General features: G+C 60.5%; 25 protein-coding genes and 2 pseudogenes. 15 read left to right on the forward strand and 12 right to left on the reverse strand.

Annotation, left to right across the window (positions count from 1 at the left end):
* Positions 1 to 43 precede the first annotated feature (43 nt).
* Entirely contained in the window at positions 44 to 1660 is a 1617-nt protein-coding gene (locus ACP7CJ_RS28175; protein WP_276194524.1) for an inorganic phosphate transporter, read from the forward strand.
* Positions 1661 to 1783: 123 nt separating this feature from the next.
* On the opposite strand, the gene ACP7CJ_RS28180 is transcribed toward ACP7CJ_RS28175, so the two are convergent.
* From ACP7CJ_RS28180 to ACP7CJ_RS28190, 3 genes are read right to left on the reverse strand one after another with little or no spacing between them, the layout of a single operon-like run.
* The gene (locus ACP7CJ_RS28180; protein WP_426103098.1) at positions 1784 to 2758 is read right to left on the reverse strand and encodes a biotin-dependent carboxyltransferase family protein; all 975 of its coding nucleotides are present in this window, start codon (positions 2756 to 2758) and stop codon (positions 1784 to 1786) included.
* Positions 2755 to 3633, reverse strand: a complete 879-nt coding sequence (locus ACP7CJ_RS28185) for a 5-oxoprolinase subunit B family protein (RefSeq protein ID WP_276194526.1) — start codon at positions 3631 to 3633, stop codon at positions 2755 to 2757. Before ACP7CJ_RS28185 ends, ACP7CJ_RS28180 begins: the two co-directional genes overlap by 4 nt.
* Positions 3634 to 3689: 56 nt before the next feature.
* Positions 3690 to 4448 carry a 5-oxoprolinase subunit PxpA gene (locus ACP7CJ_RS28190; protein WP_276194527.1) on the reverse strand — a complete coding sequence of 253 codons (759 nt, stop codon included), beginning with the start codon at positions 4446 to 4448 and terminating at the stop codon, positions 3690 to 3692.
* A gap of 104 nt (positions 4449 to 4552) precedes the next feature.
* Here ACP7CJ_RS28190 and ACP7CJ_RS28195 point away from each other — a divergent pair, with 104 nt between their 5' ends.
* Positions 4553 to 5470, forward strand: coding sequence for a LysR family transcriptional regulator (locus ACP7CJ_RS28195; protein WP_426103096.1), 918 nt, complete (start codon positions 4553 to 4555; stop codon positions 5468 to 5470).
* Here the strand turns inward: ACP7CJ_RS28195 and ACP7CJ_RS28200 are convergent.
* Positions 5467 to 6363 carry a LysR family transcriptional regulator gene (locus ACP7CJ_RS28200; RefSeq protein WP_426103094.1) on the reverse strand — a complete coding sequence of 299 codons (897 nt, stop codon included), beginning with the start codon at positions 6361 to 6363 and terminating at the stop codon, positions 5467 to 5469. The two genes, ACP7CJ_RS28195 and ACP7CJ_RS28200, sit on opposite strands and share 4 nt — an antisense overlap.
* Before the next feature lie 105 nt (positions 6364 to 6468).
* Here ACP7CJ_RS28200 and ACP7CJ_RS28205 point away from each other — a divergent pair, with 105 nt between their 5' ends.
* Positions 6469 to 7227 (forward strand): SDR family NAD(P)-dependent oxidoreductase, encoded by a 759-nt coding sequence (locus ACP7CJ_RS28205; RefSeq protein WP_276194530.1) that lies wholly within the window; start codon positions 6469 to 6471, stop codon positions 7225 to 7227.
* Here ACP7CJ_RS28205 and ACP7CJ_RS28210 read toward each other — a convergent pair.
* On the reverse strand, positions 7126 to 7638 hold the full coding sequence (locus tag ACP7CJ_RS28210; protein ID WP_426103092.1) for a multidrug/biocide efflux PACE transporter: 513 nt from the start codon (positions 7636 to 7638) through the stop codon (positions 7126 to 7128). The genes ACP7CJ_RS28205 and ACP7CJ_RS28210 overlap by 102 nt on opposite strands.
* Positions 7639 to 7726: 88 nt before the next feature.
* Between ACP7CJ_RS28210 and ACP7CJ_RS28215 the strand changes: the two genes are divergently transcribed.
* Entirely contained in the window at positions 7727 to 8581 is an 855-nt protein-coding gene (locus ACP7CJ_RS28215) for a LysR family transcriptional regulator (protein WP_276194533.1), read from the forward strand.
* A 103-nt stretch (positions 8582 to 8684) separates the two neighbouring features.
* Here the strand turns inward: ACP7CJ_RS28215 and ACP7CJ_RS28220 are convergent.
* Positions 8685 to 8858, reverse strand: a pseudogene (locus ACP7CJ_RS28220) (LysR family transcriptional regulator); the annotation flags it as partial.
* An 80-nt stretch (positions 8859 to 8938) separates the two neighbouring features.
* On the opposite strand from ACP7CJ_RS28220, the gene ACP7CJ_RS28225 reads away from it, so the two are divergent.
* From ACP7CJ_RS28225 to ACP7CJ_RS28235, 3 genes are read left to right on the forward strand one after another with little or no spacing between them, the layout of a single operon-like run.
* Complete coding sequence (locus ACP7CJ_RS28225; protein WP_426103090.1) at positions 8939 to 9448, forward strand: GNAT family N-acetyltransferase; 510 nt, start codon at positions 8939 to 8941, stop codon at positions 9446 to 9448.
* Positions 9449 to 9496: 48 nt separating this feature from the next.
* A complete protein-coding gene (locus tag ACP7CJ_RS28230; protein ID WP_276194537.1) occupies positions 9497 to 9751 on the forward strand; it encodes a helix-turn-helix domain-containing protein in 255 nt (84 codons plus the stop codon).
* Entirely contained in the window at positions 9744 to 10952 is a 1209-nt protein-coding gene (locus tag ACP7CJ_RS28235; protein WP_426103088.1) for a type II toxin-antitoxin system HipA family toxin, read from the forward strand. The genes ACP7CJ_RS28230 and ACP7CJ_RS28235 overlap by 8 nt, the downstream gene beginning before the upstream one ends.
* Before the next feature lie 82 nt (positions 10953 to 11034).
* On the opposite strand, the gene ACP7CJ_RS28240 is transcribed toward ACP7CJ_RS28235, so the two are convergent.
* A complete protein-coding gene (locus ACP7CJ_RS28240; RefSeq protein WP_276194541.1) occupies positions 11035 to 11514 on the reverse strand; it encodes a GyrI-like domain-containing protein in 480 nt (159 codons plus the stop codon).
* A gap of 194 nt (positions 11515 to 11708) precedes the next feature.
* Between ACP7CJ_RS28240 and alaC the strand changes: the two genes are divergently transcribed.
* Positions 11709 to 12926, forward strand: a complete 1218-nt coding sequence (alaC, locus tag ACP7CJ_RS28245; RefSeq protein WP_247398499.1) for an alanine transaminase — start codon at positions 11709 to 11711, stop codon at positions 12924 to 12926.
* Positions 12927 to 13067: 141 nt separating this feature from the next.
* On the opposite strand, the gene ACP7CJ_RS28250 is transcribed toward alaC, so the two are convergent.
* Both ACP7CJ_RS28250 and ACP7CJ_RS28255 read right to left on the reverse strand, forming a co-directional pair.
* On the reverse strand, positions 13068 to 14420 hold the full coding sequence (locus ACP7CJ_RS28250) for a GntP family permease (RefSeq protein ID WP_247398496.1): 1353 nt from the start codon (positions 14418 to 14420) through the stop codon (positions 13068 to 13070).
* Between the two features lie 84 nt (positions 14421 to 14504).
* Entirely contained in the window at positions 14505 to 15038 is a 534-nt protein-coding gene (locus tag ACP7CJ_RS28255; protein ID WP_276194544.1) for a gluconokinase, read from the reverse strand.
* Positions 15039 to 15251: 213 nt separating this feature from the next.
* On the opposite strand from ACP7CJ_RS28255, the gene ACP7CJ_RS28260 reads away from it, so the two are divergent.
* The 6 genes and pseudogenes from ACP7CJ_RS28260 (at position 15252) to ACP7CJ_RS28285 (ending at position 19365) form a co-directional block, all read left to right on the forward strand.
* Complete coding sequence (locus tag ACP7CJ_RS28260; RefSeq protein WP_276197986.1) at positions 15252 to 16283, forward strand: LacI family DNA-binding transcriptional regulator; 1032 nt, start codon at positions 15252 to 15254, stop codon at positions 16281 to 16283.
* Between the two features lie 28 nt (positions 16284 to 16311).
* A pseudogene (locus ACP7CJ_RS28265) lies at positions 16312 to 16398 on the forward strand (DUF6124 family protein); the annotation flags it as partial.
* A 193-nt stretch (positions 16399 to 16591) separates the two neighbouring features.
* The gene (locus tag ACP7CJ_RS28270; protein ID WP_426103086.1) at positions 16592 to 17224 is read left to right on the forward strand and encodes a glutathione S-transferase family protein; all 633 of its coding nucleotides are present in this window, start codon (positions 16592 to 16594) and stop codon (positions 17222 to 17224) included.
* Positions 17225 to 17435: 211 nt separating this feature from the next.
* Positions 17436 to 17861, forward strand: a complete 426-nt coding sequence (locus ACP7CJ_RS28275; RefSeq protein WP_426103084.1) for a hypothetical protein — start codon at positions 17436 to 17438, stop codon at positions 17859 to 17861.
* A 177-nt stretch (positions 17862 to 18038) separates the two neighbouring features.
* The gene (locus tag ACP7CJ_RS28280; RefSeq protein WP_426103082.1) at positions 18039 to 18551 is read left to right on the forward strand and encodes a hypothetical protein; all 513 of its coding nucleotides are present in this window, start codon (positions 18039 to 18041) and stop codon (positions 18549 to 18551) included.
* Positions 18552 to 18948: 397 nt separating this feature from the next.
* Positions 18949 to 19365: a GNAT family N-acetyltransferase gene (locus ACP7CJ_RS28285; RefSeq protein ID WP_426103080.1), complete on the forward strand. Its 417-nt coding sequence runs from the start codon at positions 18949 to 18951 to the stop codon at positions 19363 to 19365.
* Between the two features lie 83 nt (positions 19366 to 19448).
* Here the strand turns inward: ACP7CJ_RS28285 and def are convergent, their stop codons facing one another.
* From def to ACP7CJ_RS28300, 3 genes are all read right to left on the reverse strand, one after another.
* Complete coding sequence (gene def, locus ACP7CJ_RS28290; protein ID WP_276194551.1) at positions 19449 to 19988, reverse strand: peptide deformylase; 540 nt, start codon at positions 19986 to 19988, stop codon at positions 19449 to 19451.
* A gap of 3 nt (positions 19989 to 19991) precedes the next feature.
* Complete coding sequence (locus ACP7CJ_RS28295; protein ID WP_276194552.1) at positions 19992 to 20942, reverse strand: YihY/virulence factor BrkB family protein; 951 nt, start codon at positions 20940 to 20942, stop codon at positions 19992 to 19994.
* A 181-nt stretch (positions 20943 to 21123) separates the two neighbouring features.
* Positions 21124 to 21309: a CsbD family protein gene (locus tag ACP7CJ_RS28300; protein WP_426103078.1), complete on the reverse strand. Its 186-nt coding sequence runs from the start codon at positions 21307 to 21309 to the stop codon at positions 21124 to 21126.
* A 198-nt stretch (positions 21310 to 21507) separates the two neighbouring features.
* Here ACP7CJ_RS28300 and ACP7CJ_RS28305 point away from each other — a divergent pair, with 198 nt between their 5' ends.
* Positions 21508 to 21885, forward strand: a complete 378-nt coding sequence (locus tag ACP7CJ_RS28305) for a hypothetical protein (protein ID WP_276194554.1) — start codon at positions 21508 to 21510, stop codon at positions 21883 to 21885.
* The last annotated feature ends 208 nt before the right edge of the window (positions 21886 to 22093 follow it).

Here is a 22093-nt window from a genome sequence, read left to right on the forward strand (position 1 = left end):
AATGATCATGGGCGACATCCTCCCCGATACTGGATGCTCCGGCATGGCCACCCCGTCCCTGACTGCTTCAACGCATACGTCATCCGTCGATACCCAACCCAGGCTGGACAAAAAACCCGGCCTGGTAACGGTGATCATTTTCTTCGCCGTGCTCGCCATGGGCCTGTTGTTCACCGCCTACAGCCTGATGCACGACATGCACGAACTGGGCACGGTGGTCACCACCTGGACGCCGTTCCTGCTACTGGGCGTGGCGCTGCTGATCGCCCTGGGCTTCGAGTTCGTCAACGGCTTCCACGACACCGCTAACGCCGTGGCGACGGTGATCTACACCAACTCGCTGCCGCCGCAATTCGCGGTGGTGTGGTCAGGTTTTTTCAACTTCCTCGGTGTGCTGCTCTCCAGCGGCGCAGTGGCGTTCGGCATCATTGCCCTGCTGCCGGTCGAGTTGATTTTGCAGGTGGGTTCCTCGGCCGGTTTCGCGATGATCTTCGCCCTGCTGATCGCGGCGATCCTGTGGAACCTCGGCACCTGGTGGCTCGGCCTGCCGGCCTCGTCCTCCCACACCCTGATCGGTTCGATCATCGGCGTCGGCGTGGCCAATGCCCTGATGCACGGGCGTGATGGCACCAGCGGCGTGGACTGGAGCCAAGCGATCAAGATCGGTTATGCCCTGCTGCTCTCGCCGCTGATCGGCTTCGCGTTTGCCGCGCTGCTGGTGCTGGCCTTGCGCGCTTTCGTGAAAAACCGTGCGCTGTACAAGGCGCCGAAAGGCAACACCCCGCCACCATGGTGGATTCGCGGCATGCTGATCCTCACCTGCACCGGTGTGTCGTTCGCCCACGGCTCCAACGACGGGCAAAAAGGTATGGGGCTGATCATGCTGATCCTGGTCGGCACCCTGCCGATGGCGTATGCGCTGAACCGCGCCATGCCTGCCGAACAATCGCTGCAGTTTGCCGCAGTGGCCGAAGTGACCCAGGTCGCGCTGATGAAAAGCGCGCCGCAAGCGCTGCCGGGCGACCCGCGCCCCATCCTCTCGACCTACGTGCGGACCAAGGACGCCACGCCCGAGCTGATCCCGGCCCTCGCCGCCCTCGCCGGCCAGATCGGTGACGAAGTCAAAGGCTACGGCTCTTTGGCCAAAGTCCCCGCCGAGGCCGTAGGCAACGTGCGTAACGACATGTACCTGACCAGCGAAACCATCCGCTTGATGGACAAGGCCAAGGTCGGCAACTTCGACGCCGACACCCAAGGCAAGCTGCAGTTGTTCAAGCAGCAGATCGACAACTCAACGCGCTTTATTCCGCTGTGGGTGAAGATCGCCGTGGCCATCGCGCTGGGGCTCGGGACCATGGTCGGCTGGAAGCGCATCGTGGTGACCGTGGGCGAGAAGATCGGCAAGACACACCTGACATATGCCCAAGGCGCCTCGGCCGAGACGGTGGCGATGCTGACCATCGGCGCTGCGGATATGTTTGGCTTGCCGGTGTCGACCACCCATGTGTTGTCGTCCGGCGTGGCGGGGACCATGGTGGCGAACGGTGGTGGTTTGCAGATGAAGACCATCCGCAATTTGCTGATGGCTTGGGTGTTGACGTTGCCGGCGGCGATTCTGCTGTCGGGTAGCTTGTACTGGTTATTCACCAAACTCTTCTGACACACCGCAGGATCAAATGTGGGAGGGGGCTTGCTCCCGATAGCGACGGGTCAGTCAGCTTATTGGTAGCTGACCCACTGCAATCGGGAGCAAGCCCCCTCCCACATTTCGCTTTGGGGTGTTTCAGGTATTGAAGAGTCCGGCCATTGCCTTCAATCGCTTCTTGTACACCCGCCGCGCCTCCAACGCTTGCTCCAGGCTGACCGCGACAAACCCCGCCCGCTGGTTCGGCTGCATCTGCCCGATCAAGTCCAGGTCTGCACTGATCACCGTGCCGATCATCGCGTACCCGCCACCCGACACCGCGTCCCGATGCAGCACGATCGGTTCCAGCCCGGCCGGCACCTGGATCGAGCCGATCGGGTAGCAACTGTCGACGATGTTCGACGGATCGGACCCCGCACCAAACGGCTGCTCCCGTGGCTGAAAGCTCAATGCACTGCCGCCCTTGAAGCGATAGCCGATACGGTCCGCCTCGGAACCCACCGTCCACGGCTCGGCAAAAAAACTGCTTTTGGCCGCCTCCGTCAGGCGTTCGTAATACAGGCCGGGCACCACGCGCAAGGTCACATCGCCGCCGACGGAGCGGCGCAAGGCCATCGGCAAACTGTTGCCCGCCCGCCCCTGCCCAGTGGGCTCGCCGATAGGCAACTCATCCCCCGCCTGCAAGCGCCGCCCGTGAAAACCGCCGAGTGCGCCGAGGGTGTAGGTCGAGCGACTGCCGAGCACCAACGGCACGTCGATGCCGCCGGCGACCGCCAGATAAGCGCGCGCACCGGCCTTGGGAAATTCGAAGCGCAACACCTGCCCGGCGCGCACGTGGAACGCGGTGTCCTGGTGGACCACTTCACCGTCCAGGCGCGGCGACATCAAGGCGCCGCTGAGTGCGACCAAGGCGTCCTGTTGAAATTCCAGCTCGGGGCCGATCAGCGTGCATTCCAGGCCGGCCGCGCCCGGTGGATTGCCCACCAAATGGTTGGCCGCGTTGAGCGCGTACTGATCCAACGCGCCCGATGGCGGAATGCCCAAGTGGTAGTAGCCTTCGCGGCCAAGATCCTGCACAGAGGTGGCGAGGCCGGGTTTGAGCACCTTGATCATGCCAGCGCCTCCTGCAGGGTTTTCGGGTAGCCGACGGGGTCGGCGAGAAACGCATCCAGGGAAAATTCCAGCGGGCGGATGCGCAGGTCGAAACGTCCTGCGTCGACCTCGGCGACGGCCAGGTCGTAGGCCTCACGGTCGATCGGTTTGAATTGCACAATGTCGCCCGGCCGGAAGAACACCATGTGGTCCTTGAGGTAGGCCAACTGCTGCGCCGGGTCGTAGATCGGTGCCGGGGTGACGCCGAACATCTGGTAGCCACCGGCGCCGCGCACCGAGTAGATACAACCAAAGCAGCCGCCATGGCCGAGGGTCAGTTTCGGCGTGTCGGTGCGCGGGCGCAGGTACTTGGGCACCTGCAACTGCCGTTCGCGCTCGACCATCTGGAACATGAACGGCAAGCCCGCGACAAAGCCGACCATCGACACAAACCACGGTGCGCCACTGTGGGCCGCGATGAAAGCGTCGACATCGGCCAGGCCGTTGATGCGCGCTGCGTATTCCAGGTCGGTGCCGCTGGGGTCTTGATGGCGGTCGCGAAAGCGCATCAAGGTTTCGTGGGTCCAGGGGTCGTTGTAGAGCACCGGGATTTCGATAATGCGCGTGTGCAAGGTGCGTTCGGCCACGGCCTGGGCTTCGGCGCTTTGCACCGCGTCGAGCAGCACATGGGGCGCAATGCGGTCCGGGTCGAAGCGAATCTGGAACGATGCGTTGGCCAGACACACATCCAGCACACCGTCCAATGCCAGGCGTTCCACGGCGCGGGTCACGGCCATGCCTTTGAAAAAGGCCTGCAGGGACATGCTGTCGCTGACCTCGGCAAACAGGTGTTCATCGGCGCCGAAGCTGTAGCGGATGGGGGACGTTTCAGCCATGTCTGTTCCTCTTGGAGTCGTTATAGAAAGGCAGACAAAAAAGTAAGGGTTCGATCTTATTTGGGTGTTCTGACCACAATGCCCGCTTGGTCCAGGGCTTCACGGGTCGCTTCGACCAATTCCAGGGCGCCGGGGGTGTCGCTGTGCAGGCAGATGGAGTCGAATTCGATAAACAGGTCTTCGCCTTCTACGGTGCGTACAAGACCCGTCTGACAAGCCCGAAGGACCCGCGCCGCGACGGTGGCAGGGTTCAGCACGCGCACCGTGCGGGTGAACACGATGGAGCCGGTCAGATCGTACTCGCGGTCGGCGTAAAACTCGCGCACCACCGGCTGCCCCAGCTCCTTGGCAATGCGCCAGATCACCGAATTCGGCATGCAGTACAGCAACAGCGTCGGCTCGATGACTTGCAGGTTCTGCACCAACAGCCGCGCGGCGTCTTCATCGCGGGCCAGGTGCATGTAGAGCGCGCCGTGGGGTTTGATATGTTGCAGGGGCACGCCCTGGGCCCGGGCGATTTCGCGCAGGGCGCCGAGCTGGTAGAGCATGTCGTCCACCAGTTCCTGGGCCGGTGCGTTGATATGGCGGCGACCGAAGCCCACCAGGTCGCGAAAGCCCGGATGGGCGCCGATGGCGACCCCCAGTTGCTTGGCGCGTGCAACGGTGCGGCGCATGGTGCCGGGGTCGCCGGCGTGGAAGCCGGTGGCGATATTGGCCGAGCTGATATAAGCCATCAGCTCCGAATCGACGCCATCGCCGATGGTCCAGGGGCCGAAGCCTTCGCCCATGTCTGAATTGAAATCCACTGCCCGCATGAAAAGGCGCTCCGCCAAAGGTGATGCTGAAAAGTAGGCTGCGGCTTGACCCCTTGGGAAGATCTATTATCAGATGACCTATCTTCTGAAAAACAGATATCGCCATGTCACTGACCTTGCGCCAAATCCGCTACTTCGTCGCCACCGCCGAGATCGGCCAGATTTCCCAGGCGGCGATTCACCTGAACATCTCCCAGTCGGCCGTGACCACGGCGATCAAAGAGCTGGAAGCGATGCTCGGCGTGCAGTTGTTCGTGCGCAGCGCGCAGGGCATGAACCTGACCGACGCCGGGCGGCACTTTCTCAACCGCGCCTATGTGATCGTGCGCAGTGTCGACGACGCGCTGAACAGCCCGCTGCCCGACTACCGCGCCAGCGGCGTGCTGCGGGTCGCCGCCAGCTACACGGTGCTCGGTTACTTCCTGCCGCACCACCTGCAGCGCATGGAACACTGGCACCCGGACGTGACCATCGAGGTGTTCGAGCAGGAGCGCCAGGCTATCGAACACGGCCTGCTCGACGGCCAGTTCGACATGGCCGTGGTGCTCACCGCCAACCTCACCCACCCGGACATCGTCTCGGAAATCCTCTTCAACTCCGAACGCCGCCTGTGGCTGCCCAGCCATCACCCGTTGTGTGAACGCGGCGCCGTCAGCCTGGCGGATGTGGCCCGCGAGCCCTACATCCTGCTGACCGTCGACGAGGCCGAACACAGTGCCATGCGCTATTGGGAACAGGCCGGGCAAACGCCCAAAGTGCGGCTGCGCACCAGTTCGGTGGAAGCCGTGCGCAGCATGGTCGCCAATGGCAGCGGCGTGGCGATCCTGTCGGACCTGGTCCATCGGCCCTGGTCCCTGGAAGGCAAGCGCATCGAGACCCTGACCGTGACCGACCCGGTGGCGCCCATGAGCGTCGGCCTGGCCTGGCACCGCGAGCGCGTATTTACCCCCGCGATGCAGGCGTTCCGGGACTACTTCCACGACGCCTTCCTGGCCCCGCAGCAGTTGTCGGCGCGGCGTTAGAGCTGGGCTTGCAGCGTCGCGGCCAACCAGTCCATGAACACCCGCACCCGCAGCGGTAAATGGCGCTGCCCGGCGTAGAGCAGGGACACGTCCAACGGCGGCGCCGGGTAATCCGGAAGGACCGCCACCAGTTCGCCACTGGCCAACTGATCGCCAATGCCCAGCGCCGGCACCTGGATGATCCCGAAGCCGCCCAGGCAGGCGGACTTGTAGGCATCAGTACTGTTGACCGTGACTCGCCCGACCATGGGCAGGCGCTGCACCTTGTTGCCCTGCAGGTATTCGAACCCCGCCGAGCGCGAGCCCAGCGGGCGCACGTAATGCACCAAATGGTGATCGGCCAGGTCTGCCAGGGTCTGCGGCACGCCATAGCTCTGCAGGTAGCCGGCGCTCACGCAGTTGATCATCGGCATGCTGCACAACAACCGCGCGACCACCGACTGGTCCGGCTGCGCACCGACGCGCAGCACGCAATCGAACCCCTCGGCCAGCAGGTCGACCTGACGGTCGGTGGTGCTGATTTCCAGCTCGATCAACGGGTGCGCGTCCATGAAGTGCGGCAGGCGCGGCAGGATCAAATCCCGCGCCATCATGGTCGGCAGGTCCACGCGAATGCGCCCGGTCAGTTGTGTTTCGTCCTGGCGAAACAAGCCTTCCAGTTCCTCCATGTGCGCGAGCAAGTCCTTGCTGCGTTCATACAGTACGCGGCCGTCCTGGGTCGCCTGCACCTTGCGCGTGGTGCGCTGCAGCAAGCGCGCGCCGAGCAGTTCTTCCAGCGCCTGCACATGCTCGGACACGGTGGAACGCGGTAGCCCCAGGCTCTCGCCGGCGCGGGTAAAACTCGACAGTTCGGTGACGCGCACGAAGGTGCGCAGCAACTCCAGTTTGTTCATGGGATTGTTCGCCTTATCCGGCCAGTGATTTCGCTTTACCGCTGTTTATCACGTTATAGGCGGACAAATACACTCATTCCCTCGATCACATCAGAGGACTGCACCATGACCCGTAAAATCGCACTGATCACCGGCGCCAGCCGCGGCTTGGGTAGAAGCACCGCGCTGCGCCTGGCGGCACAAGGCGTAGACATCATCGGCACTTACCACAGCCAGGCGGATGAGGCCCAGGCGGTGGTCGCGCAGATCGAACAATGGGGCGGCCGCGCCGCCATGCTGAAACTGGATGTGAGCCAGAGCGCGACCTTCGGCGCGTTCGTCGAAGACGTGGGCGACGTGCTCAAGCGTGTTTTCGCACGGGATGACTTCGACTTTCTGATCAACAACGCCGGTATCGGCATCCACGCCAGCTTTGCCGAAACCAGCGAAGCCCAGTTCGACCAACTGGTGGCGATTCAATTCAAAGGCCCGTTTTTCCTGACCCAAAAACTGCTGCCGCTGATCCGTGACGGTGGCCGCATCCTCAATATCTCCAGCGGCCTAGCCCGTTTCAGCCTGCCCGGCTATGCCGCGTATGCAGCGATGAAAGGCGCCATGGAAGTGCTGACCCGCTACCAGGCCAAAGAACTCGGCGCGCGCGGTATCAGCGTCAATATCCTCGCGCCTGGCGCCATCGAAACCGACTTCGGCGGCGGCGCCGTGCGCGACAACGCCAACCTCAACGCGATGGTCGCCAACAACACCGCCCTGGGCCGCGCCGGGTTACCGGATGATATCGGCGGGGCCATTGCCAGCCTGCTGGCGGACGGCAGCCACTGGATCACCGGCCAGCGGATCGAGGCGTCGGGCGGCATGTTTCTGTAGGAACTTTTCGCGCACCACGTCGTAGCCCCAGTGGTACACGTAGGTGTACGGCAGGAAAAACAGCAACACGCCGATATCGAGGATAAACGCCTGCATCAGGCTGACGTTCAGCCACGCGGCAATCAACGGCACGCACACCAGAACCAGCCCGCCTTCAAACAGCAAGGCGTGCAGCCCCCGGGTCCAGCCGTTGTTGGCCAGTTGCAGGCGTGCCTTGAGGCGGTCGAACAGGCCGTTGAAAATCACGTTCCAGGTCAGCGCCATCAGGCTGATCGCCAGGGTGACCATGCCCATTTCCAGGGCGGGCTTGTCCATGATCCACGCCAGCAACGGCGTGCAAATCAACAACGCCAGGGCCTCGAAACCGATGGCCTGGCACACGCGTTCAGTAATCGACTTGGTAGGGTTCATGACCCGGCTCCGTGAGTGACTGTGGTTGCCATCATTGCGCTTTGTATCGATACTTCATAACTAATAACCATCGATCAAGGCGATAGTCATGGCCTCCCATGAAGTGCTACAGGCCTTTGTTCAGGCCGCGACCCAAGGCTCGTTTTCGGCGGCGGCGCGCAAGTTGGGCAAGAGCCAGTCCACCGTCAGCGCGGCGGTCGCGAGCCTGGAGATTGACCTGAATGTGCTGCTGTTCGACCGCAGCAGCCGCAAGCCGACGCTGACCGCCGCCGGCCATGTGCTGCTGCAACGCGCCGAGCAGGTGCTAGAGGCCAGCAGTCGGTTGGAATTGGCGGCGAGCCAGCTATCCCAGGGGTTGGAGCCGAAGCTGAGTATCGCCATGTCCGATACGTACCAGTCCGACCGATTCGAGATCGCCCTCAGTGCCTTTGAACAGCGCTACCCGGACCTTGAACTGGAGTGTTTGATCGCCGAATGCGAAGACTTGATCGCCCTGGTGCAAAGCGGCCGGGCGCAGATCGCATTTATCGAGAAGCAGGAGGCGTATCCGCCGGACCTGACCTGTTCACCGGTTGAAGAACGCACGGAAATCGCGCTGTTCGTCTCGCCCAAACACCCGTTGGCGCAGCAGGACAACGTCAGCGTCCAGGCCTTGCAGCAGCACCGGGAACTGCGCCTGGCGAGCATCATCAACCCCAATGAAACCCGGGCATCCGGACGGGTGTGGTCGGCGCCCAGTTACCTGATGCTGATGGAGATGGCGCAGTTGGGGTTTGGCTGGGCGCCGATTCCACGCTGGCTGGTGGAGCGTTTTGGCGGCGGCCAGTTGGTCGAACTCAAGGCGCGCAGTTGGCCGCGCTCGGTGGCGGTGGATGCGCTGTGGTCGCGGCAGCATCCGCCGGGGCCGGCGGGGAGTTGGTTGTTGGGCAAGATGCTCGACTGAGCCCGTCCGGGCCATGACGATCAACCTGTGGGAGGGGGCTTGCTCCCGATCGCGGTCGGTCAGTCACGGCAGCATTGACGGGGACGCCGCCATCGGGAGCAGGCCCCCTCCCGCATTGCGGGTCAGGCTGCGGATGTAAGGCCATCACGTAGGACTCCTGCCATATCGGCAGAAATATTTCGTCCTCGCCGCACATTTCCTCCACCGCCAGCCGCCCCTGGCCGACGCAGCCTTCCTGCAAGGTCAGCAGCAAACCCGGCAAGCCCTGTCGCCCGATCGACACCCCGCTGAAAACTCATTTCGCGCGGTGCAAACCCGATAGACTGCGCCCTTCTTTGCAGCCGTTCGGACACCCCGATGCAAACCCGCCTTGTCGCCTACGAGGCGCTGAATGCTGTGCAGACACAGCAAGTCGGCGCCATCGAAGTTCACCCTGAGCAGTTGCCGTTTTGCGGCGACATGTATTGCGCACTCAACACCCTGCTGGTCAACCCAAGCCCCGACATCAAGGGCTTCGTGCTGCTGGCCGACGATATTCCCGTGGCCTTCCTTCTGCTCAAGCGCTCGCCGTGCCTGCCCCATTGGGCCGATGCACACAGCGCCACGCTGCACGCGTTACAGGTAGACCGAACCCAGCAGGGCCGGGGATTTGGCAAAGCCTGCTTGCAGGCACTACCCGACGCCGCGCTTCAGGCCTGGCCGCAGATCAAGGCGCTGGAGTTGTCGGTGGACACACACAACGTCGCGGCGATGGGCTTGTACCTCGGGCTTGGCTGGGTGGATCGCGGGGAGGCGTATAAAGCGCGGGTTGGGTATGAGCGCAGGTTGAGTTGGGTGTTTGGTCGGGATGGCCTTGACACACCTTAAATGTAACGTATACATGGCCTATCAAATCTAAAGTAATGAATACGCTACATGGATATTTCAGTTATCACCCAACGACTCGCCAAACAAATCCGCTCCATGCGCCTCAATCGTGGCTATAAACAGGTGGACCTGGCAAAGCTGGCGGGAATTACCCGGCAAAAACTTATTGAAATCGAAAAAGGCAGCCTCTCGGTTTCCATGAATGCCTATGCCCGTGTGATTGCGGCGTTGGGCAGCGAGATCAAATTGGTTCCCGTGACCATGCCGACCTTGGAGGAACTGGAGGACTTGTTCAATGAATAGCCCCACTCTGCGCGTTCATACCCCTCAAGGCGAGAGTGGAAGCGTGCGGGTAAGCGCCGACGACTATCTGTTCCGATACAGCGACAAAGCAAACGCACAAAGCGCAATAAGCCTCTCGATGCCCGTTCGCGCAGATGAGTATCGTCGTAGAGACTTGCACCCCATCTTCCAGATGAATCTGCCGGAAGGTTACGTGCTTGAGCAATTGCGCAATCGTCTCGCCAAGACGGTGAAAGTCGACCCAATGTTGCTGCTTGCGTTGTCAGGCAGCAGCGCACCCATTGGCCGGGTGTTCGTCTGCTCGGATCAGGTGAGCGAGTTGATCCAACGTAACAGCCCTCCTTCGAGTGGCGAGAACCTCGAGGAGATTCTCGCCTGGGACGGCACGGAAGATCTGTTCGCTGACCTGGTGGATCGCTACATCTTGCGAGCAGGCATTTCTGGCGTACAACCCAAAGTGCTGGTGCCCGAAAAACCTCAAACGCCCGAGCAGAGAATCACCTCGAAAACCAATGACCTGATCATCAAGAGCGGGCGCGACGAGTTTCCGGGGTTGGCTATCAATGAATACCTGTGCATGTCCATCGCCAGGGATGCAGGCATACCCACACCACCGTTTTACCTGTCGCAGAACCAGAAACTCTTCATCATGCGACGCTTTGATCGGGACGAGCAGCTCAACCCACTGGGCTTCGAAGATATGACCACGCTGATGGGCCTGTCTACCGAGCAAAAATACACCAAGAGCTACGGCGCTATGGCCAAGGCTGTGCGTGTCTTCTGTTCACCTGCCCATCAACGCAGCTCGCTCGACCAATTATTCGACAGCGTGGCGCTCAGTTGCATAGTGGGCAACGGTGATGCGCATCTGAAGAATTTCGGCGTGCTCTACAGCGACCCAGTCAACGCCGATACACGACTAGCACCGGCTTACGACATTGTGAATACCACGGCGTACATTCCCGACGACACGCTCGCATTGGACATGGTCGGCAACAAGTCCTTTTTCGCTTCACGTCTGGGCATCCTCGAGTTTGCAAGAACCTGCGAAGTCGAAAAGCCTGAAGAACGTATTCAAGCACTGCTGCAAACGCTTGAGATCGTGCTTAAACGTGAAGACGATTACTGCCGATTAGCACCTGATGTTGCGAAAGCCATACGGCAATCCTCTCAGGGCTACCAACTGAGTTTTGGCGGTTGAACACAACCTTCGTCATTGGCGATTGCAGCCCTCGCAGGAGCGAGCGACGCCAGGTTCTTGCTCGCGCCTACAGTGGGAGCCCTTACTCAGGCGCTACCGGCAACCAGACCTCTACAGTACCGATGCCCTTACTTACATCAAAATCCGCGCTGTACCGCTCAAAATCCGGGCCGGCGATTGCGTAACCGGAGTGCGGCAACCATTCGAACATGATCCGCTCGTAGGTCTGCGGTAACGCCTGTACCGGGCCGTAGTGCGCGAACACCGCATAGTGATGCGCCGGGATTTCGATGAACTCGAAATTGCTCGGCACATCGCCCTTGGCGGGCACTTCAACCCCGGCGAGGTAGTCGAACTCATCGTGTTTCGGGTTATGGCAAACCCCGTAGGTAAAACCGCCTACACGCTTTTTGATTTCTTTGAAGCAGCTGTCGAACACGTCCCACAACTGCGGAATATCCCCCACGGTGGCCTTTGAATAGCGCCCCTGCACCCCAGCGATCACCAGGGCCTTGCCCTCTTCCATGCGCGGTTCTAACGGTTGTTGTGTCTGCTGATCCATCTGAACAGTCTCCTTCTTATGAGGGAAAAACCCATATCGAGTATAGGGGTATATCCAGGCTGCGCTCCATGTAGAAATTTTTCCTACGTATCTGGACAACTGGCCATCATCGACCGTATTGTCTGCCCGCAGGCCACCGCAGTGGCCGACGTCGCTCGGACGGTTCCGGGCGCTTACGTACTCTCGAGGCAACAATGGCCGACCAAGGTTCGCCGCGCCGCTTTGCGCGCATAGATCGACTCCCCCCCTACGTTTTCAATATCACTGCCGAGCTGAAGATGGCTGCGCGTCGGCGCGGCGAAGACATCATCGACTTGAGCATGGGTAACCCTGACGGCCCGACTCCACCGCACATCGTGGAGAAAATGGTCACCGTCGCCCAGCGTGAAGACACCCACGGTTACTCCACCTCCAAGGGTATTCCGCGCCTGCGCCGGGCGATTTCGCGCTGGTACAAAGACCGTTATGAAGTGGATATCGACCCCGAGTCGGAAGCCATCGTCACCATCGGCTCCAAGGAAGGCCTGGCGCACTTGATGCTGGCCACCCTGGACCAGGGCGACACCGTGCTGGTGCCCAACCCGAGCTACCCGATTCATATCTACGGTGCCGTGATTGCCGGCGCCCAGGTGCGCTCGGTGCCATTGATTCCGGGCGTGGACTTTTTCGCCGAGCTGGAACGGGCGATTCGCGGTTCGATCCCCAAGCCGAAGATGATGATCCTGGGGTTCCCGTCCAACCCGACCGCGCAGTGCGTGGAACTGGATTTCTTCGAGCGGGTGATCGCCCTGGCCAAGCAGTACGACGTGCTGGTGGTGCATGACCTGGCCTACGCCGACATCGTCTACGACGGCTGGAAAGCCCCGTCGATCATGCAGGTGCCGGGCGCCAAGGACATTGCGGTGGAGTTCTTTACCCTGTCCAAAAGCTACAACATGGCCGGCTGGCGCATTGGTTTCATGGTGGGCAATGCGGAACTGGTCAACGCCCTGGCGCGGATCAAGAGCTACCACGACTACGGCACCTTCACCCCGCTGCAAGTGGCGGCGATTGCCGCACTGGAAGGCGACCAACAGTGCGTGAAAGACATCGCCGAGCAGTACCGTCAGCGCCGCAATGTGCTGGTCAAGGGCCTGCATGAACTGGGCTGGATGGTGGAGAATCCCAAGGCGGCGATGTACGTCTGGGCGAAGATTCCCGAGGCGTATGCCGCTATGGGTTCGCTGGAATTTGCCAAGAAGCTGCTGCTCGAAGCCAAGGTTTGCGTATCGCCGGGGGTTGGCTTTGGTGAATATGGCGACGATCACGTGCGCTTTGCGCTGATCGAGAACCAGGACCGGATTCGCCAGGCGGTGCGCGGGATTCGCGGGATGTTCCGGGCGGATGGGCTCTTACCAAAAACCGGCGTCTAACGCGGTCAAACATGTGGGAGGGGGCTTGCTCCCGATGGCAGGGTGTCAGTCACTGTATCGGGTGACTGAAACACCGCTATCGGGGGCAAGCCCCCTCCCACATTTGGATTGGGTTTGCACCCTTGCCTTAGGGTGTGTCTGTCACACCACCAACGACAGCAACATGATGAAGATCAGCGCCACCACCGACAGAATGGTCTCCATCGCCGTCCAGGTCTTGAACGTCTCGGCCACAGTCATGTTGAAGTACTGCTTCACCAGCCAGAACCCCGCATCGTTGACGTGAGACAAAATCAACGATCCCGCCCCCGTCGCCAACACCAGTAGCTCGCGGTTAACCCCCGGAATCATCCCCACCACCGGCACAACAATGCCTGCGCCAGTGATGGTCGCGACCGTCGCCGAACCGGTGGCAATACGAATCACCGCCGCCACCAGCCACGCCAGCAGGATCGGGTTGATCTGCGCGTTCACCGCCATATGGCCGATCACGTCGCCCACGCCGCTGGTCACCAGCATCTGTTTGAAACCACCACCGGCACCGATGATCAGGATGATCGCGGCAGTCGGCGCCAAGCTGGCGTCGAGCAGCTTGAGGATTTGCTTGGAGTGGATGCCCTGGCGATGGCCAAAGGTGTACAGCGACAGCAGCAACGCAAGCAGCAGGGCGCTGATCGGGTGGCCGATCATGTCCATCCAGTTGCGCACCACATGACCGTCGGCCAAGGCGATGTCGGCAAAGGTTTTGAGCAGCATCAGGAACACCGGCAGCAGCACGGTGATCAGGGTGATGCTGAAGCTCGGCAGCGTCTTGTTTTCCGGCTCGCGGGCCAGTTGGTCGACCAGTTCCTGGGACGGATTGCCCGGGATGTACTTGGCGATAAACGTACCGAAGATCGGGCCGGCGATGATGGCGGTCGGCAGCGCGACGATCAGACCGTACAGAATGGTCTTGCCGATGTCCGCGCCAAACACGCCGATGGCCAGCAGCGGCCCCGGGTGCGGTGGCACCAGGCCATGGACCGCCGACAGGCCGGCGAGCAACGGGATACCGATCTTGATCAGCGACACACCGGTGCGGCGCGCGACGATAAACACCAGCGGGATCAGCAACACAAAGCCGATCTCGAAGAACAGCGGGATGCCTACCAGGAACGCGGCGAACATCATTGCCCACTGGACCCTTTCCTTGCCGAAGGCGCGGATCAGGGTCTGGGCGATCTGATCGGCACCGCCGGATTCGGCCATCATCTTGCCGAGCATCGTACCCAGCGCGAGGATGATGCCGACAAAGCCGAGCACCCCGCCGAAGCCGTCCTGGAAGGCCTTGATGATCTTGTCCACCGGCATGCCCGAGGTCAGGCCGAGGAAGCCCGCGGCGATGATCAACGCGATAAATGGGTGAACCTTGAACTTGGTGATCAAAAAGATCAGACCAATGATAGTGACCACTGCATCAAGCAGCAGGTAGGACTCGTGGGACATGCCAAACATGGGGGGTCTCTCCTGTTTGTTGTTGTTATTAAAGCCGGTGTTGAATTTGTCGCCGGGGATAGCGCTATCTTATCCGGCAAAAAATTAACGAGTAGGTTCAAAGCCGTGTTTGAGCCACCAGGCATGGGTTTGCTCGGCCAACGCCTTGACGCTGTCTTCGCTGGCATTGAGGGCCAGGGTCAGCGGCTCGCCGACGGGCGATTCGAGGGTGGCGAACTGGCTGTCGATCAGGCTGGCCGGCATGAAATGGCCGGGGCGATGGGACACGCGGTCGGCGGCGACTTCGCGGCTCAGTTCCAGAAATACAAAGCCCAGACCCGGCGCTGCTTCGCGCAGGTGGTCGCGGTATTTCTTTTTCAGCGCGGAACAGGTGAGCACCGGGTGTTCACCGGCCTTGAGCGAACGGCGCAATTCATCGCACAGGATGTCGAGCCAGCCGGCGCGGTCGTTGTCGTCGAGGGGGTGGCCGGCGCTCATCTTTTCGATGTTCGCGGCGGGGTGAAAGCTGTCGCCTTCAATGGGCGTGGCACCGTTCAGGCGGCAGAGGGCCTCGCTGACGCTGGTCTTGCCACAGCCGGCAACACCCATGATAACCAGGGCGGTAACAGGTTGACTCATGAAACACCTCAGGACGCAGATAGCGCTACCTTTGCACGCTGTAAGGCTAGTGCAAAAACAGGCTTTTCCCGCGCCGTCTTGTCTTTTTTTATGGAGTGACGCGTGCATCCGCTCCAAGCATTTGAACCGGATCAGGCAACCCAGCGCTCTAGCATTTGCAGCCGTTTGGAGACAGCGCTACCTTAGTGCCTCGATTTTTGTTTGGCAAGCCGCCTGATGACCTCCAAGAACGATAAAAATACGCGCACCACGGGTCGTCCGACCCTCAATGAAGTCGCCCGCCTGGCCGGCGTCAGCCCGATTACCGCCTCCCGCGCCTTGCGTGGCATCAGCACCGTTGCCACCGAACTGGTGGAAAAAGTGCAACAGGCCGCCGCCGAACTGAACTACGTGGTCAACCCCGCCGCCCGCGCCCTGGCCTCGGCCCAGAGCCATTCGGTGGTGGTGCTGGTGCCGTCGCTGTCCAACCTGCTGTTTATCGAAACCCTCGAAGCGATCCATCAGGTGCTGCGGCCCAAGGGCTTTGAAGTACTGATCGGCAACTCCCACTATTCGCGCGACGAAGAAGAGACCCTGCTGCGCAACTACATGGCCTATCAGCCACGGGGTTTGCTGCTGACCGGGTTCGATCGGACCGAAAGCGCGCGACGGATGGTCGAGGCCAGTAACGTGCCGTGTGTGTACATGATGGATCTGGACCCCAACGCTGGCGTGAACTGTGTGGGCTTTTCGCAGTTGGCGGCGGGTGAGACAGCGGCAGCGCATTTGATCTCGCGGGGGCGCAAGCGCCTGGCGTATATCGGCGCGCAACTGGACCAACGCACCTTGCTGCGCGGCGAAGGCTTCCGCCGGGCGCTGCAACAAGCCGGCCTGTACGACCCGGCGTTGGAACTGCTGACACCACGCCCTTCCTCCGTGGGCCTGGGCGGCGAACTGTTCCTGCAGTTGCTGGCGGCGCATCCGGATGTGGATGCGATCTTCTTCGGCAACGACGACCTGGCCCAAGGCGCGCTGCTCGAAGCCCTGCGTCATGGCATCAACGTACCGGAGCGCGTGGCCGTGCTGGGCTTCAACGACCTGCCAGCGTCCTCGTTCATGGTGCCGCGCCTGAGCAGCATCAGCACCCCGCGCGAAGCCATTGGTCGGCGCGCGGCGGAGCATTTGCTGACGATCATGGCGGGTAACAAGATCGCCAAGCCGGTGGTGGATATGGGATTTGAGTTGCAGGTGCGGGAAAGTACGTAGGACGTTTGTAGGACGCGACTGGCATTGCGATGTTGCCTTGGCAATTCATCAGTTGAGGGCGCTCAGCGTATTGCTAGTGGGCAAAGCCATGGACCAACACACACCACGCGGCTAAAGCCCTGTTCGGTCAAAAATGTGGGAGGGGGCTTGCTCCCGATTGCAGCGTGACAGTCACCACATCTGGTGACTGATCCACCGCTATCGGGAGCAAGCCCCCTCCCACATTTTTTTACCCTGCCCGCTTGAAGCCATCGCCGTAGTGCCCGCCCCCTGCTAGATTGACTGTTCTCCACTGCCAGGGAAGCACCATGGGACACTCACTGAAAATCTTGGGTCGCGCTTCTTCCATCAACGTGCGCAAAGTGCTCTGGACCTGCCAGGAACTGGGCATCGACTACGTGCACGAAGACTGGGGCATCGGCTTCAAGCCGACCCAATCCGCCGAATTCCTTGCCCTGAACCCCAACGCCCAAGTGCCGGTGCTGATCGACGACCACGGCGTGCTGTGGGAATCCAACACCATTTGTCGTTACCTGGTGAACCTTTACCAACGCCACGACCTGCTGCCTCTCGACCCCGCACCCCGCGCCCGGGTCGAACAGTGGATGGACTGGCAAGCCACCGAGCTCAACCCGTCCTGGGGCTACACCTTCCAGGCCCTGGTGCGCAACAGCCCCGAGCATCAGGACCCACAACGCATCAAAGCCGGCGTACAAGCCTGGAACGACAAGATGGGCCTGCTGGAACAACAGTTGGCAAAGACCGGCGCCTATGTGGCCGGCGACGAATTCACCCTGGCCGATATCCTCATCGGCCTCTCGGTTCATCGCTGGCAGATGACCCCCATGGAACGCCCGCTCTACCCGGCGGTTGCGGCGTATTACCAGCACCTCGGCCAGCACGCCGGCTTTAAGACCTTCGCCCTCGACGGTCATGATTGATCACAAAGACGGCAACGTGAAAGGACTCAACGCACAGCTCACAGGTGCCTGCGGCAGAATCGCAAGAGGTTTTTTCGAAACATCGAAAGACCGTCTGTCAGGAAAGTGCAGGGACCTGTCAGGTCTGACAGTAGCCTCGTTTCTCCTCTTCGCCTATTCATAAGCACACGCAATGTGCAACACATTGCCCCTTGAATATGGAGAAGCAACCATGGGTTCGGTACTGGGTGAAAACGATGCAATCTCTGGGGTAATAGCCGGATGGACGGTTCCCTTTAGCACAGACTTTGTAGCTCATTTGAATGGCGGGTCGGGCTTTAATTCAACAGTCGGGATCATGACCGACTTCGCCCTGCTTAAAATCAGCATTGACCAAAATATCAAGGAAGGCGAGACCTACGAGATTGGTGCAACGGCCAGTGAAGACCACAAGGTAAGGCTTGAATTTGACGACACGAGGTCAGGCGAACAGGGCACCTATTTGGCAACCAGCGGAAAATTCACCGTATTGCACCTGCAAGGCCGCGTCCTGAAGGCGTCCTTTCACTTCAAGGCCAAAACGGCGGCACGTCACCATCACCTGGAAATGGACTTCACGAGCGGGTCGCTCACCGTCGAGGACTTCAAACACGACTGAACGGCCCTGCCACCGGGAAGGTACTGCACAAGATGTGCCTGTCGACGGCAACGTTTGGCCGGCGCCAGAACAATGTTTGCCGCGAGTGCCATGCCAGCCCCCGTAAAACCGGGGCTGTGCACACGGCACGCTACTTGCTCTAGCTGACGCATCGAACATTTGCATAGGTGACCGATCATGCTGATTAACAACAACACTCAAGCCTTGTCGACCGTCGAAAAGCTCAAGCGCCCCGACATGGACCCCGCCAACGCTGCCGCCAGCACGCTGTACAGCGGTGCCCTGCAAACGGCGCAGCAAAGTGTGAGCGTACCCGCCGCGCAGACCCAACTGGACAAGGCCGCCGACCGCATCGACGAAGCCTTCGCCAAGACCCGCGTACAGTTGCAGGCCTCAACGGCCGCCACCCCGGCGACCACGGATGTGCCGGCAGCCGGTTCTACCACGAGCACCGCGCGCGCAGACTTCACCGATTACATGAGCAAAACCCCGGCCGAACGCATTCGCGAACAACTGCTCAAGGAGCAGGGTTTGACCGAAGCAGAAGTGCAGACAATGCCGCAGGAAAAACAGGATGCGATCACCAAGCAAGTGGCCGATCGTCTGAAACAACAGCAAGAACAGCAAGTAGCCGCGAAGACGGCAGAGCCGCAGGTGCAGGCGGTGAAAGAAACCCTGGCCGCGATCTAAGCGATACGGCCAATCGGGCTATTCGGTCGCGCAGTAAAACCGTGCGCCAGGACGTTGATTTCCCGGCATGGGGTGCCATCACGGTAGTTGGGCGTCGGCAGCATAGAGCAGGTGTGTCCTGCTCTGTGCGGTGAGGCGGGAACAGCTTGCAGATCGTAGGCTTCTACACGTTTAACTCAGTGACCGAACAGCCCTGTCTCGGATTTCTTGGTTTTCTTGTCCGCGCGTTTTTCATCGGCGGTCTTTGCCGGTTTCTTCTTCGCGGCTTTCTTTGAATCCATACCTTTGGCCATGATGCATGCTCCACTTACAGGGGATGTAACATTGGGTATACCACCTATTGCCGCGCAGAAGGCGCTTATAATCCCCGACCCTTGATAACGCCTGCCTGAATACCATGCCCGACTTGCACCTCGAACCGCTGGCAGAGCCCCTGTGGCCGCTGCTGAACAAGTTTTACCGCCAGCACAATTCGCCAATGAAGGCACTCAAGGGCGGACGTCTGTGGGTGGCGCGGGACCGCGAGATTGTTGCCGGCTTGTGCCTGACGCCCGTGGTGGGCGGGCAATGGCTGACCGGGGTGTTTGTCGACCCGGCCTATCGCGGCCAGGGGCTGGCGGCGCGCTTGATTCTTCAGGCGGCGGCCGATCGGGAGGGTTCAGTCTGGCTGCTGTGCCATCCCGACCTGGAAGGTGTGTATGGGCGCATGGGGTTTACTCAGGACACGGTGCTGCCCCAATCCCTCAGCGAACGGCTGGTGCGCTACAAGCGCAACAAGCCGATGATCGCGATGGGGTTGGCACGAGGCGTATAACCGCCCAGGAGAGTGGGTGACAGCCCCGTCGCAATCGTGCTGGCTGACCAACCCCACCATTGGGCTTGTATCGTGCCAGGAAGCTAGTCGTCGGCATTCGGGTCCATGTCGGGGAACATCACCTCGATAAACCCGAACTTGCTGAAGTCGCTAATCCGCGACGGGTACAAGCGGCCGATCAGGTGATCGCACTCGTGCTGCACCACCCGCGCATGGAAACCATCGGCAATACGTATGATCGGCTCGCCCTTGGGGTCGAAGCCTTCGTAGCGGATCTGCTGGTAACGGTCCACCGCGCCGCGCAGGCCGGGCACGGACAGACAGCCTTCGAAGCCCTCTTCCATGATCGGACTGAGCGGTGTGATCAGCGGGTTGATCAGGATTGTCTGTGCCACAGCCGGGGCATCCGGGTAGCGTTCGCTGCTCTCGAAACCAAAGATCACCAGTTGCAGGTCAACGCCGATCTGCGGTGCGGCCAGGCCGACACCGCCGACGTGTTCCATGGTCTGGAACATGTCATCGATCAATTGCCACAGTTCGGGGCTGTCGAACATTTCCGGCGGGACCGGCGGGGCGATACGCAGTAGGCGCTCGTCGCCCATTTTCAGGATTTCATGGATCATCGATCAGACTTCGTCGGGAGTGGGCTTGGAATGGTCCCGGCCAAGGCCGGAGACGTGCTTTTTTTCACCTGAGCGGGTGTTTTCATCAAATGTCTTTTCCCCTGGCTCCTTGCCTTCGGCCGACATGTGCTCGATCACGGCATTCATCTCCGCCCCCAGCAACAGCACGGCGGCGGAAATATAGAAGTACAGGAGCAAAACAATGATCGCACCGATGCTGCCATACATGGCGTTGTAGTCGGCGAAGGTTTTGACGTAGTAGCCAAAGCCCAGGGACGCGACGATCCACACCACCACCGCCAACACCGAGCCTGGGGTGATGAAGCGGAATTTCTGCTGCACGTCGGGCATCACGTAGTACATGAGGGCCACAGCGAACATCAGCAGGATCACAATCAGCGGCCAACGCAGGATGGTCCACAGCGTGACCACGAATTCCTGCATGCCGATCTGCCCTGCCAGCCATTCCATGACCTGCGGGCCGAGCACCATCAGCGCGGCGGCGGCGAGCAACATGCCGGCGATGCCGACGGTGTAGAAAACCGACAGCGGGAAACGCTTCCAGATCGGCCGCCCTTCGACCACGTCGTAGGCGGCGTTCATCGCGCTCATCATCAGACGCACACCGGCCGACGCGGTCCACAGGGCAATCACGATACCCACCGAGAGCAGGCCGCCCTTGGACTGCTGCAACTGGTCGATCACCGGGTTGACCTGCTCCAGGGCCTGGGGCGGCAACACCAGTTCCGACTGCAAGCGCAGCCAGGTGAAGAAGTCCGGCAAATGCAGGAAACCGATCAACGCAATGAGGAACAGCAGGAACGGAAACAAGGAAAACAGCATCTGGTAGGCCAGCGCCGAGGCGTAGGTGGACATCTCGTCGTTGACGAACTCCGTCACCGTGCGCGCCAGCACTTTGTGCAGCTTGAGACCATCGAGTACCGGAAAAATCATAGCGTCTCCTTTCGCCGCAAAAAGATCAGGTTCATGGGCGACTCAGGGGCCGTTTTCTACATCAAGGTAGCCTATTTGGCGACCTTGAAACAATTTCGAAAGATTAACCGCTTCAGGTGACACAAAAACGGCCATCCGTGGATGGCCGTCGGGCGGGATGAACCCAGCCAGCGATCGAGGATCACTTGATCGCTTTCTTCACCGCATCCTTGGTATCGCCTACGGCTTTCTGCACTTCACCTTTTTTTTCCTGGACCACACCTTCAGCGCGCAGCTTGTCGTTGCCGGTCACTTTGCCAACACCTTGCTTGACGTTGCCGACAGCTTCGTTCGCGACGCCTTTTACCTTATCCGATGTGCTGCTCATGGTATTTCTCCTGGAACAATCGAGGGGTTTTGGTCATTACGTAGAGATTGACCCGAGGCTGTTCGGCAGAGTTTCAATTATTTTGCGCACGCATTTCATCGCCGGCAGCAGGTTTGGCTTTATGTTTTGCGGCCAACCCACGAGAATGCGCGGCACATTCAGGCTACGACGCTGAATAACAGATCCCGTAGGAAGGTTATGAAACTCAATAAAGCACAGGCCATCGCCCGCAGAAACCAGGAACTGGGCGGTGCCGTACTCGGCGTCAACAACTGCCACTTCACCGACCTGGACCGCAAACGCAACATCTGGTGGTTCGACCTGCCGGTGGCGCGGATCGCAGTGGGCCAGTACGAGTGGATTCACTTGTTGCTGCACAACGCCGAGACTGACCAGTTGCTGCACTTGAAGGTGCCGACGGTGTTCCTGCGTGAAAAGCTCGAAGGCCTGGTGGTGCGCAATGCCGGCAAGCGCAAGCCGGAAATCACGCTGGAACTGAGCGCAGACAAGGACTCGTTCCTCAAGGATGTGCGCCCAGCCGGTGCGGGCGTCAGCTTCGCGCAGCTTGTCCTCTAAGCACTGTATTTCAAATGTGGGAGGGGGCTTGCTCCCGATTGCAGAGTGAACAGCCACTACATCTGGTGACTGATCCACCGCTATCGGGGGCAAGCTGAACTGGCCTAATGATTTTGGACACTTCAATCGGGCGCTATGATGGCGCCCAAATCTGAGGTGTTTGGATATGCGTAAATCTTATTCGAGTGAGTTCAAACTCAAGGCGGCC

The organism is Pseudomonas sp. PSPC3-2 (genome assembly GCF_049897085.1).
Lineage (GTDB): Bacteria > Pseudomonadota > Gammaproteobacteria > Pseudomonadales > Pseudomonadaceae > Aquipseudomonas > Aquipseudomonas paraveronii.

Excerpts from the sequence above, each read along its gene's own strand:
- ACP7CJ_RS28175 (WP_276194524.1), top strand. The coding sequence starts at position 44 with ATGGCCACCCCGTCCCTGACTGCTTCAACGCATACGTCATCCGTCGAT.
- ACP7CJ_RS28180 (WP_426103098.1), bottom strand. The coding sequence starts at position 2,758 with ATGATCAAGGTGCTCAAACCCGGCCTCGCCACCTCTGTGCAGGATCTT.
- ACP7CJ_RS28185 (WP_276194526.1), bottom strand. The coding sequence starts at position 3,633 with ATGGCTGAAACGTCCCCCATCCGCTACAGCTTCGGCGCCGATGAACAC.
- ACP7CJ_RS28190 (WP_276194527.1), bottom strand. The coding sequence starts at position 4,448 with ATGCGGGCAGTGGATTTCAATTCAGACATGGGCGAAGGCTTCGGCCCC.
- ACP7CJ_RS28195 (WP_426103096.1), top strand. The coding sequence starts at position 4,553 with ATGTCACTGACCTTGCGCCAAATCCGCTACTTCGTCGCCACCGCCGAG.
- ACP7CJ_RS28200 (WP_426103094.1), bottom strand. The coding sequence starts at position 6,363 with ATGAACAAACTGGAGTTGCTGCGCACCTTCGTGCGCGTCACCGAACTG.
- ACP7CJ_RS28205 (WP_276194530.1), top strand. The coding sequence starts at position 6,469 with ATGACCCGTAAAATCGCACTGATCACCGGCGCCAGCCGCGGCTTGGGT.
- ACP7CJ_RS28210 (WP_426103092.1), bottom strand. The coding sequence starts at position 7,638 with ATGAACCCTACCAAGTCGATTACTGAACGCGTGTGCCAGGCCATCGGT.
- ACP7CJ_RS28215 (WP_276194533.1), top strand. The coding sequence starts at position 7,727 with ATGGCCTCCCATGAAGTGCTACAGGCCTTTGTTCAGGCCGCGACCCAA.
- ACP7CJ_RS28225 (WP_426103090.1), top strand. The coding sequence starts at position 8,939 with ATGCAAACCCGCCTTGTCGCCTACGAGGCGCTGAATGCTGTGCAGACA.
- ACP7CJ_RS28230 (WP_276194537.1), top strand. The coding sequence starts at position 9,497 with ATGGATATTTCAGTTATCACCCAACGACTCGCCAAACAAATCCGCTCC.
- ACP7CJ_RS28235 (WP_426103088.1), top strand. The coding sequence starts at position 9,744 with ATGAATAGCCCCACTCTGCGCGTTCATACCCCTCAAGGCGAGAGTGGA.
- ACP7CJ_RS28240 (WP_276194541.1), bottom strand. The coding sequence starts at position 11,514 with ATGGATCAGCAGACACAACAACCGTTAGAACCGCGCATGGAAGAGGGC.
- alaC (WP_247398499.1), top strand. The coding sequence starts at position 11,709 with ATGGCCGACCAAGGTTCGCCGCGCCGCTTTGCGCGCATAGATCGACTC.
- ACP7CJ_RS28250 (WP_247398496.1), bottom strand. The coding sequence starts at position 14,420 with ATGTTTGGCATGTCCCACGAGTCCTACCTGCTGCTTGATGCAGTGGTC.
- ACP7CJ_RS28255 (WP_276194544.1), bottom strand. The coding sequence starts at position 15,038 with ATGAGTCAACCTGTTACCGCCCTGGTTATCATGGGTGTTGCCGGCTGT.
- ACP7CJ_RS28270 (WP_426103086.1), top strand. The coding sequence starts at position 16,592 with ATGGGACACTCACTGAAAATCTTGGGTCGCGCTTCTTCCATCAACGTG.
- ACP7CJ_RS28275 (WP_426103084.1), top strand. The coding sequence starts at position 17,436 with ATGGGTTCGGTACTGGGTGAAAACGATGCAATCTCTGGGGTAATAGCC.
- ACP7CJ_RS28280 (WP_426103082.1), top strand. The coding sequence starts at position 18,039 with ATGCTGATTAACAACAACACTCAAGCCTTGTCGACCGTCGAAAAGCTC.
- ACP7CJ_RS28285 (WP_426103080.1), top strand. The coding sequence starts at position 18,949 with ATGCCCGACTTGCACCTCGAACCGCTGGCAGAGCCCCTGTGGCCGCTG.
- def (WP_276194551.1), bottom strand. The coding sequence starts at position 19,988 with ATGATCCATGAAATCCTGAAAATGGGCGACGAGCGCCTACTGCGTATC.
- ACP7CJ_RS28295 (WP_276194552.1), bottom strand. The coding sequence starts at position 20,942 with ATGATTTTTCCGGTACTCGATGGTCTCAAGCTGCACAAAGTGCTGGCG.
- ACP7CJ_RS28300 (WP_426103078.1), bottom strand. The coding sequence starts at position 21,309 with ATGAGCAGCACATCGGATAAGGTAAAAGGCGTCGCGAACGAAGCTGTC.
- ACP7CJ_RS28305 (WP_276194554.1), top strand. The coding sequence starts at position 21,508 with ATGAAACTCAATAAAGCACAGGCCATCGCCCGCAGAAACCAGGAACTG.